At 65.3% G+C, this 13,340-nt stretch carries 12 protein-coding genes; 2 read left to right on the plus strand and 10 right to left on the minus strand.

Features of this window, described 5'->3' with window-relative positions:
• Window positions 1–104: 104 nt before the first annotated feature.
• The 7 genes from RX330_RS02015 to proB all read right to left on the minus strand — a co-directional run bounded on the left by RX330_RS02015 (window position 105) and on the right by proB (window position 7,207).
• Entirely contained in the window at window positions 105–1,463 is a 1,359-nt protein-coding gene (locus RX330_RS02015; protein WP_212081995.1) for a S41 family peptidase, read from the minus strand.
• Window positions 1,460–2,806: a murein hydrolase activator EnvC family protein gene (locus RX330_RS02020; protein WP_317241898.1), complete on the minus strand. Its 1,347-nt coding sequence runs from the start codon at window positions 2,804–2,806 to the stop codon at window positions 1,460–1,462. Before RX330_RS02020 ends, RX330_RS02015 begins: the two co-directional genes overlap by 4 nt.
• 30 nt (window positions 2,807–2,836) lie before the next feature.
• Entirely contained in the window at window positions 2,837–3,319 is a 483-nt protein-coding gene (gene rlmH, locus RX330_RS02025) for a 23S rRNA (pseudouridine(1915)-N(3))-methyltransferase RlmH (protein ID WP_317241899.1), read from the minus strand.
• Window positions 3,320–3,413: 94 nt separating this feature from the next.
• Window positions 3,414–3,770: a ribosome silencing factor gene (rsfS, locus tag RX330_RS02030; protein ID WP_317241900.1), complete on the minus strand. Its 357-nt coding sequence runs from the start codon at window positions 3,768–3,770 to the stop codon at window positions 3,414–3,416.
• Between the two features lie 213 nt (window positions 3,771–3,983).
• The gene (locus RX330_RS02035; protein WP_212081989.1) at window positions 3,984–4,628 is read right to left on the minus strand and encodes a nicotinate-nucleotide adenylyltransferase; all 645 of its coding nucleotides are present in this window, start codon (window positions 4,626–4,628) and stop codon (window positions 3,984–3,986) included.
• Window positions 4,629–4,647: 19 nt separating this feature from the next.
• Window positions 4,648–5,943, minus strand: coding sequence for a glutamate-5-semialdehyde dehydrogenase (locus RX330_RS02040; protein WP_317241901.1), 1,296 nt, complete (start codon window positions 5,941–5,943; stop codon window positions 4,648–4,650).
• Window positions 5,944–6,085: 142 nt separating this feature from the next.
• On the minus strand, window positions 6,086–7,207 hold the full coding sequence (proB, locus tag RX330_RS02045; RefSeq protein ID WP_212081984.1) for a glutamate 5-kinase: 1,122 nt from the start codon (window positions 7,205–7,207) through the stop codon (window positions 6,086–6,088).
• 192 nt (window positions 7,208–7,399) lie between these two features.
• Between proB and RX330_RS02050 the strand changes: the two genes are divergently transcribed.
• The gene (locus tag RX330_RS02050; RefSeq protein WP_317241902.1) at window positions 7,400–8,389 is read left to right on the plus strand and encodes a Bug family tripartite tricarboxylate transporter substrate binding protein; all 990 of its coding nucleotides are present in this window, start codon (window positions 7,400–7,402) and stop codon (window positions 8,387–8,389) included.
• A gap of 249 nt (window positions 8,390–8,638) precedes the next feature.
• On the opposite strand, the gene RX330_RS02055 is transcribed toward RX330_RS02050, so the two are convergent.
• The 3 genes from RX330_RS02055 to RX330_RS02065 form a co-directional block, all read right to left on the minus strand.
• Window positions 8,639–10,273 (minus strand): alkaline phosphatase family protein, encoded by a 1,635-nt coding sequence (locus RX330_RS02055; RefSeq protein ID WP_317241903.1) that lies wholly within the window; start codon window positions 10,271–10,273, stop codon window positions 8,639–8,641.
• 224 nt (window positions 10,274–10,497) lie between these two features.
• On the minus strand, window positions 10,498–11,538 hold the full coding sequence (obgE, locus tag RX330_RS02060; RefSeq protein WP_317241904.1) for a GTPase ObgE: 1,041 nt from the start codon (window positions 11,536–11,538) through the stop codon (window positions 10,498–10,500).
• A gap of 85 nt (window positions 11,539–11,623) precedes the next feature.
• A complete protein-coding gene (locus tag RX330_RS02065; protein ID WP_212081969.1) occupies window positions 11,624–12,106 on the minus strand; it encodes a MaoC family dehydratase in 483 nt (160 codons plus the stop codon).
• A gap of 255 nt (window positions 12,107–12,361) precedes the next feature.
• On the opposite strand from RX330_RS02065, the gene RX330_RS02070 reads away from it, so the two are divergent.
• On the plus strand, window positions 12,362–13,276 hold the full coding sequence (locus RX330_RS02070) for a DMT family transporter (protein WP_317241905.1): 915 nt from the start codon (window positions 12,362–12,364) through the stop codon (window positions 13,274–13,276).
• Window positions 13,277–13,340: the final 64 nt, after the last annotated feature.

Raw genomic sequence — 13,340 nt, forward strand, 5'->3', positions numbered from 1 at the left:
CGGGATAGGCCGGGGATGCCGGGAGTTCGAAGCAACCAGGAGTTCCAAGCAAAAAGGGCGGCTCCAGGAGCCGCCCTTCTCGTCAGATCTAACGACGCCAGGACCTAGTTCGCCGCCTTGGGCTTGTCGGTCGTGGCCTTGTTGTCGCCACCAGGGGCCGGCGCGGCCGATGCGCTGTTCTTGATACCGTGCAGCAGGTCGCCGGCGAGCTTGAGCGCCTTGTCGTCCTTGGCGTCCGGCGGGACGTAGGACTGCGAGCCGGTCTTCTCGTCGCCGTCGTTCTTGAGATGGCCGCGCAGCGAAGCTTCGCCCTTGGTGTCGGTGCGCGACTTCAACTCGTCCGGCACGTCCTGCAGCACTTCGATGTCGGGCACGATGCCCTTGGCCTGGATCGACTTGCCCGACGGCGTGTAATAGCGCGCGGTGGTCAGACGCAGCGCCCCGTTGCCGCTTCCGAGCGGAATGATGGTCTGCACTGAACCCTTGCCGAACGAGCGCGTGCCGACGATGGTTGCGCGCTTGTGGTCCTGCAGCGCGCCGGCGACGATTTCCGACGCCGAAGCCGAGCCGCCATTGACCAGCACGATGACCGGCTTGCCCTTGGTGAGGTCACCCGAATGCGCGGCGCGGCGCTGGGTTTCCTCGGCATTGCGGCCGCGGGTCGAGACGATCTCGCCCTTCTCCAGGAAGGCGTCGGAGACAGTGACCGCTTCCTCGAGCAGGCCGCCCGGATTGTTGCGGAGATCGATGATGTAGCCCTTGAGCTTGTCGCCGATCTGATTCGAGAGGTTGCCGATCTCGCGCTTCAGGCCTTCGGTGGTCTGCTCGTTGAAAGTGGTGACGCGGATATAGGCGATATCGTCCTGCTCGACACGCGCGCGCACCGAGCGGACGCGGATGTTGTCGCGCACCAGCGTGACGTCGATCGGATTGTCCTGGCCCTTGCGGATGATCTTGAGCTTGATCTTGGTGTTGACCGGGCCGCGCATCTTCTCGACCGCCTGGTTCAGGGTCAGGCCCTGCACCGCCTCGTCGTCGAGATTGGTGATGATGTCGTTGGCCATGACACCGGCGCGCGAGGCCGGCGTGTCGTCGATCGGCGAGACCACCTTGATGAGGCCGTCTTCCATCGTGACCTCGATGCCGAGGCCGCCGAATTCACCGCGGGTCTGCACCTGCATGTCGCGGAAGCTCTTGGCGTCCATGTAGCTCGAATGCGGATCGAGGCCGGTGAGCATGCCGCTGATGGCCGATTCGATCAGCTTGGTGTCGTCGGGCTTCTCGACATAGTCGGAGCGCACGCGCTCGAAGACATCGCCGAACAGATTGAGCTGGCGATAGGTATCCGCGGTGGCGGCTCGCGCGCTCGAACCCATGAACACCGCGCGCGGTTGCGTCACGAACAGCGTCAGTGCCGCACCGGTGGCTGCGCTGAGGAGGATTACTGAAGTCTTGCGCATCATCCGCGAACCTTCTCGCCTTCATTTGCGGCCCACCATGGGCCTGGATCGATTGGAGTGCCGTCCTTACGGAACTCGACATACAGCACAGGTTGGCTCGCGTTCGTCGCGAGAATGGAAGCGACCTGAGAGGTCGACCCCATGGTCGCGACCGGCTCCCCCGTGAGCACAAACTGTCCGATGTTGACCGAAATGCGCTCCATCCCGGCGATCAGGACATGATACCCGCCCCCGGCATTGAGGATCAAGAGTTGTCCATAGCTGCGGAACGGGCCGGAATAGACCACCCAGCCGTCACACGGCGTTGTGACCTGGGAGCCGGGCTTGGTCGCCAGCGAAATGCCCTTCTGGACCCCGCCGACCCCGTCGGAACCGCCAAAATCCCTGATCTTGTTACCGTTAACCGGAAGCGGCAGGAGGCCCTTGGCCGAGGCGAAGGCAATCGCCGGGGTGGTCCGGGACCGGTCCTTGAATGCGCCCGGGCCGGATTTGGCGCTGGCGGCCGCCTTGGCCTCTGCCAGCTTTGCCGCCTCGGCGGCTTTCTCGGCCGCCTTGGCGGCGCTTTGCAGGTCCTGCTCCATCTTGGTGATCAGGCCCTGGAGATCGCCGACCTGCTTTGAAAGCATGATCGCGCGCGCGTTCTCGGCGTCGAGATCCTTTTCGCGCCCCGCCTGCTGGCGCTGCCGCTCGTCGACGAGGGCGGTGAGCCGGGTCTGGTCGCTGCGGACCCGGTCGCGGTCAGAGGCGAGCTGGTCGCGCTCGGTGGCGATGGACTTGCGCAAGGCCACGAGCTCGCCGAGCTCGCTTGCGATCTTTTCGGCGCGGCCGCGCAACTCCGGCACCACGGCGCCGAGCAGCATCGCCGTGCGCAGCGATTGCAGCGCATCTTCGGGCCGCACCAGCAGCGCCGGCGGCGTCCGTCGCCCGGCCCGCTGCAGCGCCGCCAGCACCTCCACGATGTCGGCGCGGCGCGAATCCAGCGATGCGCGCATCGCCTGCTCGCGTCCGTTCAGCGCGCGCAGCCGTGCTTCGGTCTCGTCGATCTTGCTCTCCACGCTGCGCACATTGGCGGCAGTGTCGATCAGCTGCTGGTTGAGCTGGGTTCGGTCCTGGCCGAGCGCGGTGATCTCGGCCTTGAGCTTGGCCTGCGCTTCCTCCGCGCTCTTCTGCCTGGCGCGCGCGGCTTCCAGCTCCTGCTCGCGCTGCTTGATGGCATCGGGCGAGACGGCTGCGGCTTGCTGTGCCGGATTTGCCGTCTGAGCTTGCGCGAGGCTTGTATACGCTTGCGCGAGGCTTGCGCCGGCGACGCTCGTGATCAGCAACAGGTTGAGGAGCGGCGCTCGCATCGTGTCGGCAAGGTGCTCGTTATGCGCGCATCACGCGCGGTGATAGGGGTGGCCGGCCAGAATGGTGGCGGCCCGGTAAAGCTGTTCCAGAAGCATGACGCGGACTATTTGGTGCGGCCAGGTCGCAGAGCCGAACGCGATCGCAAGCTTGGCCTTACGGCGCAATTCGGGCGAAAGTCCGTCCGCCCCTCCGATCACGAAGATAGTATGTGCGGTACCTTCATCGCGCCAGCGGCCGAGATGCCGTGCGAATACGGTGGACTCGAGATTCTGGCCGCGCTCGTCGAGCGCCACCAGGATCGATTTTTCCGGAATATGAACCGAGATTGCCGCGGCCTCCTCAGCCATCCGCGTCGCGGTGTCGCGCGCGCGGCTCTCGGGGATTTCGTGGACCAGGAGCTCGCGGAATCCGAGCTTGCGGCCGGCCTCGTCGAACCGCTCGAAATAGCGGTCGGCAAGCTCCCGTTCGGGGCCCTGCTTCAGCCGGCCCACCGCAATGACAGCCACACGCATGGATTCTTCGGAGCCGTGTTTCAAGACCGCGCGCGATAAGCGCGCGCACGACGCTAGCATGCGCGTCAGCCGATTCGAAATCGGCCCGATGAGCCTAGATCGCCTTCGCCGCCCCTGGGCCCTGCGTGTACAATCGCTCGAGATTGTAGAACTCGCGGACTTCGGGTCGGAATATGTGCACGATCACGTCGCCGGAATCGATCAACACCCAGTCGCAATTGGGCAAGCCCTCGACGTGGATGTTCTTGATGCCGTTCTCCTTGAGGCCCTTGGCGACGTTTTCCGCGATCGCGCCGACGTGCCGGTTCACCCGGCCGGTGGTGACGATCATGTAGTCGGAGTACGCCGATTTGCCGCGAAGGTCGATGGTGACCGTCTCTTCCGCCTTCATGTCGTCGAGGCGGGAGAGGATCAGGCTCAGCGTCTTGTCGGCGTCGGGTTGCGCCTTCAAGGCCGCAGCTTTGGTCGATGTTTTACGCGCCGGCTTGGCAACCTTGGGTAAAACAGACTCTGTCTTGGACAATACAGATGTGGTCAGGGACCATTCCTTTCACTGTATCGCGAACGCCGAATCCGGCGCTCACTGGTTACACTACATCATGTGGGGTTAAGGGTTTCAATATGCCAGAGAGCCCCGGGGCCCCCCATGTCCGCACGGTCTGACTCACTTCGTACCTTTCCAGCTTCCGTCCGGGTTCCGTAAGCCGGTTGAAGAGAGATTTAGCTTCATTCCTGTCAGGAAGATCCAGGCCGGCGCCGGTCGATCCGCAAGCAGCGCTGCCTCGTTCTCCGGCAGGCGGTACCGCCGGAGTGCCTGGGCGGCCGGGGAGGCGAGGGCGCGAAAGCTCTGCGGCGGGCGGTCGATGACCGCCATCGGCACCTGGCCGGCGATGCGCCGCCAGTGCTGCCAACGATGGAATTGAGCGAGGTTGTCGGCGCCCATGATCCAGACAAAGCGCAAGCCCGAGAGGCGGCGGCGCAAGGTGGTGATCGTGTCGATAGTATAGCGGGTACGAATGACGGATTCGAGACAGCTGACCTCGATCCGCGGGTCCTCGGCAATTTCGCGCGCCGCCTGCATGCGTTCGCCGAGCTCATGCAGCGTGCCGTTCTCCTTCAGCGGATTGCCTGGCGTCACCAACCACCACACGCGATCGAGCTGAAGGCGCTTCAGCGCGAACTGGCTGATGGCGCGATGGGCCTGGTGCGGCGGATTGAACGAGCCGCCGAGCAGGCCGATGCGCATGCCCGAGGTGTGGGTTGGTATGGCCTGCGCGAAGAAACGTGGCGCGACGAAATTGTTGCTCAATGCCCCGCGCCCCGCGACTTTACGGCCGCGTCTGCCCGGTGCCGCGAACGCGATATTTAAAGCTCGTCAATTGCTCGGCGCCGACAGGGCCGCGGGCGTGGAAACGGCCGGTGGCGATGCCGATCTCGGCGCCGAAGCCGAACTCGCCGCCATCGGCGAACTGCGTCGAGGCGTTGTGCAGCACGATCGCGGAATCGACCTCGCTCAGGAATTTGTTCGCCGCCGCCTCATCCGCGCTCACGATCGCATCGGTATGGTGCGAGCCATGGTTCTGGATGTGCACGATCGCGCCATCGACACCGTCCACCACCTTCGCCGCGATGATCGCGTCGAGATATTCGGTGTCCCAATCATCTTCGCTGGCAGGCTTTACGCGAGCATCGATCTTCTGCACGGCATCGTCGCCGCGCACCTCGCAGCCGGCCTCGATCAGCATCTGGACCAGCGGCTTCAGATTCTTGCCGGCAGCGGCGCGATCGACCAGCAGCGTCTCGGCCGCGCCGCAGACGCCGGTGCGGCGCATTTTCGCGTTGAGCACGATCGACTTCGCCATGGCGAGGTCGGCACTGGCATCGACATAGACGTGATTGACGCCTTCGAGATGCGCGAACACGGGCACGCGCGCTTCCTGCTCGACGCGTGCGACGAGGCTTTTTCCGCCGCGGGGCACGATCACGTCGACGGCGCCGTTCAATCCCGACAGCATCATGCCGACCGCCGCGCGGTCGCGCGTCGGGACCAGTGTGATCGCGGCTTCAGGCAGGCCGGCTTCGCGCAGGCCCTGCACCAGGCATTCATGGATGGCGCGGCACGAGCGGAAGCTGTCGGAGCCGCCGCGCAGGATCACGGCGTTGCCCGACTTCAGGCACAGCACGCCGGCATCCGCCGCGACATTGGGCCTGCTCTCGAAGATCACGCCGACGACGCCGAGCGGCACGCGCACGCGCTCGATCGTCATGCCGTTCGGCCGCTGCCAGCTCTCGGTGACGATGCCGATCGGGTCGGCAATGCCGCGCACGATGCCGATGCCTTCGGCCATGCCATCGACCCGCGCCGGCGTCAGCGTCAGGCGGTCGATGAAGGAGGAGGTGGCGTTACCGGAGGCGCGCGCCTCCGCGACGTCCTCGGCATTGGCGGCGAGAATCGCCGCAGCGTTCGCGCGGATCGCCCGCTCCATGGCCTCGAGCGCCCGGTTCTTCTGCTCCGGCGGCGCCAGCGCCAGCACGCGCGCGGCAGCGCGGGCACGGGTTCCGAGATCGGACATCAGGGCCTGGAGATCGGCAGTGCCGTCAACGGCTTTGAGGGGGGCGGCCATGGGAGTTTCAACCTTCTGCTAAGGCGGTGTCCTAGCACGGAAATCCCGCATTTGCGAAGGGCGGGGAGGGTATGGCAGGGGCCCGGTCGGGTAGGACGAGCCCGGACGACAGACCGGCCCCGGCGTCACGGAGGCGGGCGCCTTACCCGCCCACCACCAGATCATCGCGGTGGATCATCTCCGACCGCCCGCTGATGCCGAGGATGGCCATCACGTCCGGGGAGGAGCGGCCCTTGATCCGCTCGGCGACCTCGGCGTCATAAGCGATCAGGCCGCGGCCGATCTCGCTGCCGTCGGGGCCGCGCACGATCACGGCATCGCCGCGGGCGAACTGGCCTTCGACCTTGATCACCCCGGCCGGCAGCAGGCTGGCGCCGGCGCGCAGCGCCGTCACGGCGCCGGCATCGATCGTCAAGGTGCCCTTCGGCTCCAGCGTGCCCGCGATCCAGCGTTTTCGCGAGGTGATGGGGTTGGCCGGCGTCAGGAACCAGGTGCAGCGACCGCCATCGGCGATCGCCTGCAGGGGATGCTCGATCTTGCCGGAGGCGATCAGCATATGCGTGCCGCCTGTCGTCGCGATCTTGGCGGCCTCGACCTTGGTGCGCATGCCGCCGCGCGACAGTTCGGACTCGGCATCGCCCGCCACGGCCTCGATCTCCGAGGAGATGCTCTCGACCACCGGAATCAGCTTGGCGTCCGGGTTGTTCTTCGGCGGAGCATCGTAGAGCCCGTCGATGTCGGACAGCAGCACCAGCAGGTCGGCGCTCGCCATGGTGGCGACGCGCGCGGCGAGGCGATCGTTGTCGCCGTAGCGGATCTCGTTGGTCGCCACCGTATCGTTTTCGTTGATCACGGGGATGGCGCGCCACTCCAGCAGCTTGCCGATGGTGGAGCGGGCGTTGAGATAGCGGCGGCGCTCCTCGGTGTCCTGCAGCGTCACCAGGATCTGGCCGGCGCCGATGCCGTGGGCGCCGAGCACCTCCGACCAGATCCTCGCCAGCGCGATCTGGCCGACCGCGGCAGCGGCCTGGCTCTCTTCCAGCTTCAGCGGGCCGCGTGGCAATTTAAGCCGGCTGCGGCCGAGTGCGATCGAGCCGGAGGAGACGACGAGGACGTCGCGGCCCTCGCGGTGCAGCTTGGCCATGTCGTCGGCCAGCGCCGCCAGCCAGGACGCCCGTACCTCGCCTCTGTCGGAATCGACCAGCAGCGCTGAGCCGACCTTGACGACGATGCGGCGGAATTGACTGAGTTCGGGGCTGGCCATAGTGCGCCTGGACGATCTGCTCTGCATTGGAAACGGCGGAGCGAGACAGCGGCGCCGATAGGCCCGCTTTTGCAGCAGGACGATGGCCGGCGCAAGGCGGGCCGGATGGTAAACGGCGAATGTGGGCCTTGTCGTGGACGCGGCTCTGGTTCTAATTGATGCCAACCAAAAATGGGCCAAAGGGGGAAACGAATGGATCGCCGCAAATTCATGACCGGATGTCTTGGAGGCTCTCTTGCGGGATCTCTTGGCCTGCCGCTGCTGGCGCAAACGGGTGAGGCGCAAGCGCAGGCGGGACTGAGCAAAATGATCTTCCCGTTCGCGGCCGGCGCGGGCGGCGACACGTTGTGTCGGTTGATTGCGCAGGAGATGGCGCCAGCGCTGCAGCGGACCATCGTGGTCGAGAACCGCACCGGCGGTGACGGCCTGATCGGCATCAAGGCGGTGAAGGGCGCAAGCCCCGATGGCAGCATGGTGCTGGTGACGACGGGGCCGACCATGTATCTGCTGCCGATGGTGGAGACGACGCCGAGCTTCGACACGGCCAAGGACTTCATGCCGGTATCGCTGCTGGCGCGGTTCGAATTTGCCGTCGTGATCGGCCCGGCGATCGACGCCACGGATTTCAAGGGATTTGTCGCCTGGTTGAAGGCGCATCCGGACAAGACCTCGTTCGGGGTGCCGAGCAACGGCACCATTCCGCACTTCATGGGCTCCAAGCTCGAGAAGGATCTCGGCATCCCCCTGACCCGCGTGCCCTATCGCGGCAGCGCGCCGATCCTCAACGACCTCATCGGCGGCCATCTCTCGTTCGGCATCGTGACATTGGCGGATGCACTGCCTCAGCATCGCGCCAAGGGCGTCAGGATCGTCGGGGTCAGCAGTGCGGAACGTTCGCCGTTCGCACCCGAGGTCCCGACGCTGAAGGAGAGCGGCATCGATCTCGTTGCCGATGCCTGGTACGGCATGTGGCTCCCCGCCGGCAGCCCGCCGGAGTTTGCGAGCAAGCTCGGCGCGGCCGCGAGCGCCGCGCTCGCCAAGCCCGAGGTGAAGGAGAAGCTGACGGCGATCGGACTCATTCCGGTCGGCTCGACGCCGGACGGATTGACCAAGGAGCTCGCCGCGAACATCGCGCTGTGGCAGCCGATCGTGAAGGCGACGGGCTACAAGATCACGAATTGAGTCGCCGCCCGCGCGTCATGCTCCGCCGTCACGGCCGGGCCTGACCCGGCCATCCACGCGCTTCAGCGATCGACGCAAGACGTGGATGCCCGGGTCAAGCCCGGGCATGACGAGCTGAGAGAGCCGCGCTCGCTCTTCTTCCTCATCCTGAGGAGCCGCGTAGCGGCGTCTCGAAGGATGAAAGGCCCGGCTGCCGCAGCGGCCCGCATGGTTCGAGACGGCGCTGGCGCGCCTCCTCACCATGAGGGTCTACATCTTCGCGCGCTGCGTGATCCCGTCCTTGATCGCCGCGAGCTCTTTCTCATCCCAGATGCCGATCAGGACGCCGTTCTTCACCTGGAGCTGGTTGTCCGCATAAGCCGCGATCTTCTCGCGCGGCGTGGTGATGTGGCCGCTCGGATGCAGCGCCCAGTCGAACAGCTCGGCCTGGAGCCGCGCGATGATGCCGGCGCATTCGGGATCGTCGCCGCGATCCAGATACTCTTCCGGGTCGTTCTCGAGATCGTACAGCATCGGCCGGAAGCCGGAGGCGTGGATGTACTTCCAGCGGCCGTCGAACACCATGAACAGGCGGCAGCGCTCGATCGGCTGGTTCAGCTTCAGCCGCACGTCCTGCATGGCGTAGTCGTATTCGGAGAACGCGACCTTGCGCCAGTCCGGCGGTGTGGAGCCGCGCAGCAGCGGCAGCAGCGAGCGTCCCTCGAGGATGTGGCCCGGTACCTTGCCGCCGAAATAATCGACGAAGGTCGGCGCAAGATCGATCGCCTCGACCAGCGCATCGCTGCGCGTGCCGCGCGTGGCGTCGGCTTCCCCGGAGGGGTCGATGATGATCAGCGGGATCTTCGCCGACTGTTCGTGGAACAAATCCTTCTCGCCCATCCAGTGATCGCCGAGATAATCGCCATGATCGGAGGTGAACACGATCATCGTGCTGTCCAGCAGGCCGCGCGCCTCCAGGAATTTCATCAGCACGCCCATCTGGTCGTCGATCTGCGTGATCAGGCCCATATAGGTCGGGATCACCTTCTCGCGGGCCTCATCGCGCGCCATGTTGCGGGAGTAGCGCATGTCCATGTACGCGCCGAACACCGGATGCGGATTCCGCCGCTCGCGCATCGAGCGGATCACCGGAATCATGTCATTGGTGGAATACATGCTGGCGTAAGGCTCTGGCGCGATATAGGGCCAATGCGGCTTGATGTAGGACAGATGCAGGCACCACGGCCGGCCGTCGGTGTCGGCTTCGCTGATGAAGTCCATGGCGCGCCGCGTCATATAGGGCGTCTCGGAATGCTCGTCCGGCACGCGCGCGGCCTTGTCGGCATGCACCAGCAGCCAGCCGTTCTGCAGGGAGCCGTCGTCGGCCGCGCCGGAATTGGCCCAATGCTCCCAGGGATTGGTGGCGTCAAAACCGTGCTTACGCAGATACTCGTCGTATTTCGGCCGGGGCCGGCCGGTCGGATGCAGGCCGTCGTCGCGCTCGTAAGGTTCAAAGCCGCATTCGGCGACGTGCACGCCGATGACGGATTCCGGGGGAATGCCGAGCGCCTTCATGCCTTCGATATCGGGGGCCATGTGGGTCTTGCCGACCAGCACGTTGCGCACGCCGATCTTCTTGAGGTGATCGCCGAGCGTGGGCTCGCCGACGCGCAGCGGCCAGCCGTTCCAGTGCGAGCCGTGCGAGCGCATATAGCGGCCGGTGTAGAACGACATCCGCGACGGCCCGCAGATCGGCGATTGCACATAGGCCTTGCTGAACAGCACGCCGCGCTTGGCCATGGCGTCGATGTTCGGCGTCTTCAGCGTGGGATGGCCGGTGCAGCCGAGATAATCATAGCGAAGCTGGTCGCACATGATCCAGAGAACGTTCTTCGCGCGCGCCATGCGTCATCCCTGCATTTTCTTGATTGTTTGATGCTGCGATATCGAAGGCGCGAAGGCAAGTGATGCGAGTGTCGTCCGCTCCACGCTCGACTGTCGTCCCCGCGAACGCGGGGACCCATAACCCTAGGGAGTAGTTTGGCGCAGATTCGTAGTTCGGTACTGCGATCATCCGCAAATCGAGAGATCTCGCGGTATGGGTCCCTGCGTTCGCAGGGACAATGAGACTACGCCGACCAGGGCTCCGCCTCGGCCGCGCTCTTCGCCTTGGCCGACACCGGGGCCTCGCCGATCACCGCGACGAGCGCGCGCAAGGCTTCCTTGACGCCATCGCCGGTGATGCCGGACAGCAGCAGCGGCGTCTTCTTGGCCGCACGCTTCAGCCGCTCCTTCTGCTTCTTCAATTCGTCCGGCTCGACCGCGTCGATCTTGTTCAGCGCGACGATCTCGATCTTGTCGGTCAAGAGCCCGCCATAGGCATCGAGCTCCTTGCGCACCGTCTTGTAGGCCTTCCCCGCATGCTCGCAGGTGGCGTCGACGAGATGCAGCAGCACGCGGCAGCGCTCGACATGGCCGAGGAAGCGATCGCCGAGGCCGGTGCCTTCATGCGCGCCCTCGATCAGACCGGGAATATCGGCGAGCACGAACTCGCGGCCGTCGGCGTTCACGACGCCGAGCTGCGGATGCAGCGTGGTGAAGGGATAGTCGGCGATCTTCGGCCGTGCCGCACTGACCTTGGACAGGAAGGTCGACTTGCCGGCATTGGGCATGCCGACGAGGCCGGCGTCGGCAATCAGCTTCAGCCTCAGCCAGATCCAGCGCTCTTCGCCGGTCTGGCCGGGATTGGCGTTGCGCGGCGCGCGGTTGGTCGAGGTCTTGAAATGCGCGTTGCCGAAGCCGCCATTGCCGCCCTCGGCCAGCACGAACTTCTCGCCGACCTCAGTGAAGTCGTGGATCAGCGTCTCGCGGTCCTCGTCGAAGATCTGCGTGCCCAAGGGAACCTTCAGCACGATGTTCTTGCCGTTGGCGCCGTGGCGGTCCGAGCCTGAGCCGTTCTCGCCCTTCTGGGCCTTGAAGTGCTGCTGGTAGCGGTAGTCGATCAGCGTGTTGAGGCCGTCGGCGACCTCGATGATGACGTTGCCGCCGCGGCCGCCATTGCCGCCGGACGGGCCGCCGAATTCGATGAACTTCTCGCGGCGGAACGCCACGCAGCCGTTCCCGCCGTCACCGGAGCGGATATAGACCTTTGCTTCGTCGAGGAATTTCATGGGCCATAGGTAGGCCAGCCGTCCCCGCGCGGCAACCCGGATGGACCCGCAAATCGGCCGAATTTCTCGCGATTTCGTCCGTTGCTTAACCTTCCGGCCGCCGCCGGATCAGGAATTTCTGCAGGCCGTCCAGCACCAGCTCCCTGCGCTGGTTGAATATCGTGCTGCCCAGCGTCACCACGCCGGTGGTACGGCCCGGCACCAGCTCGGTGACCTCGAGCGCGGGATAGAGGGTGTCGTCGGCGAAAACAGGTTTGAGAAACCGGCTCGATTGCTCGAGGAAGCCGACCAGCGACTCCTCGACCATGAACGGAAACAGGCCGGCGCCGGGCGCGGTGTGGATCAGGGTCTGGAAGCCGTGGGCGAGCAAATGCGGCATGCCGCGGCTGCGGCAATATTCCAGATCGTAGTGCACGGGATGGGTATCGCCGCTCGCGGTCTGGAACGCCGCGAAGATCGCCGAGGTCTGGGTCCGGCTCGGCAGCACGAAGCGTTCGCCGACGACGAAATCCTCAAACCAGCGTTGCGTGGGGATCATGCGGTGCCGGGCCGGATCGAAATCAGTCATGTCAAAAGCTCTTTTGTCGGTGCGGCTCTATCGCTACCGCGATGCGAAGAGTGCGACAATCCGTTCAATTCGGCGTTGCGGGCTTGTCCAGCGCGCCCACGTCATTAAAACGGCCGCTAGCGACTCGATTTGCCGGTTTCCTGACGCTCTCTCTGCCGTCATTGCGAGCACAGCGAAGCAATCCAGACTGCCGCCGCGGAAAGAGTCTGGATTGCTTCGCTGCGCTCGCAACGACGACCCCCGACAGTGCAATCAATGCCCTTCTTCAAATCTCTCTCCGCCTATGACGATCGCTCCGCGCGCCTGGCCGGCATCGGGCTCATGGTGCTGTCGATCTTCATGTTCTCGTTCGGCGACGCCATGGGCAAATTCCTGGTCGGGACCTATTCGGTGGGACAGCTCCTGTTTCTGCGCGCCTGGGCGGCGCTGCTGCTGCTGTCGCCGCTGATCTGGAAGCAGCGTCACCAGTTCCTGCATCTGGAGCGGCCGCGCCTGCAATTCGTTCGCGTCGTGCTCTCGACGCTGGAAGTGGCGGCCTTCTTCCTTGCGACCGTTTACCTGCCGCTGGCCGACGTCATCACCTATTATCTCGCCGGGCCCATCTTCGTCACCGCGATGTCGGCGATCTTCCTGGGCGAGAAGGTCGGCTGGCGGCGCTGGACCGCGATCCTGATCGGCTTCTGCGGCGTCTTGATCGCGCTGCGGCCGTCGGCGCAGACCGTCAGCCTGCCGGCCCTGATCGCGCTCGGCGGCAGCCTGTCATTCGCGACGTTGATGCTGATCACGCGCAGCCTGCGCAAGACGCCCGACATCGTGATGGCGTCCTCGCAATTCGTCGGAACGTTTTCGCTGGGTGCGGTGCTGTCGGCGTTTCACTGGGTGCCGCCGACATCGGGCAGCCTCGTGATCTTCGCCGCCGCAGGGCTCGTTTCCGTCACGGCGTTGTTCTGCGTCAACCGGTCGCTGAAGCTCGCGCCGGCGAGCGTGGTGGTGCCCTATCAATATTCGATGATCGTCTGGGCCGTGATCTTCGGCTTCGTCGTGTTCGGCGACGTGCCGTCCATGGCGACGCTGATCGGCGCCGCCATCATCATCGGCGCCGGGTTCTACATCTATCTGCGCGAGCGGGATTTGGGGCGCGCGCCTGCGGACGTGAATCCGCCGGCGTAGCCCCACCCCCGCTGTCGTCCCGGACAAGCGAAGCGCAGATCCGGGACCCATACCCACAGGGAGA

The sequence above is a fragment of the Bradyrhizobium sp. NDS-1 genome (genome assembly GCF_032918005.1).
GTDB lineage: Bacteria > Pseudomonadota > Alphaproteobacteria > Rhizobiales > Xanthobacteraceae > Bradyrhizobium > Bradyrhizobium tunisiense.

Coding starts and splice junctions, on each gene's coding strand:
- proB (WP_212081984.1), bottom strand. CDS start 7,207: ATGGCCAGCCCCGAACTCAGTCAATTCCGCCGCATCGTCGTCAAGGTC.
- RX330_RS02040 (WP_317241901.1), bottom strand. CDS start 5,943: ATGGCCGCCCCCCTCAAAGCCGTTGACGGCACTGCCGATCTCCAGGCC.
- RX330_RS02015 (WP_212081995.1), bottom strand. CDS start 1,463: ATGATGCGCAAGACTTCAGTAATCCTCCTCAGCGCAGCCACCGGTGCG.
- RX330_RS02055 (WP_317241903.1), bottom strand. CDS start 10,273: ATGGCGCGCGCGAAGAACGTTCTCTGGATCATGTGCGACCAGCTTCGC.
- obgE (WP_317241904.1), bottom strand. CDS start 11,538: ATGAAATTCCTCGACGAAGCAAAGGTCTATATCCGCTCCGGTGACGGC.
- RX330_RS02020 (WP_317241898.1), bottom strand. CDS start 2,806: ATGCGAGCGCCGCTCCTCAACCTGTTGCTGATCACGAGCGTCGCCGGC.
- RX330_RS02065 (WP_212081969.1), bottom strand. CDS start 12,106: ATGACTGATTTCGATCCGGCCCGGCACCGCATGATCCCCACGCAACGC.
- RX330_RS02050 (WP_317241902.1), top strand. CDS start 7,400: ATGGATCGCCGCAAATTCATGACCGGATGTCTTGGAGGCTCTCTTGCG.
- rlmH (WP_317241899.1), bottom strand. CDS start 3,319: ATGCGTGTGGCTGTCATTGCGGTGGGCCGGCTGAAGCAGGGCCCCGAA.
- RX330_RS02070 (WP_317241905.1), top strand. CDS start 12,362: ATGCCCTTCTTCAAATCTCTCTCCGCCTATGACGATCGCTCCGCGCGC.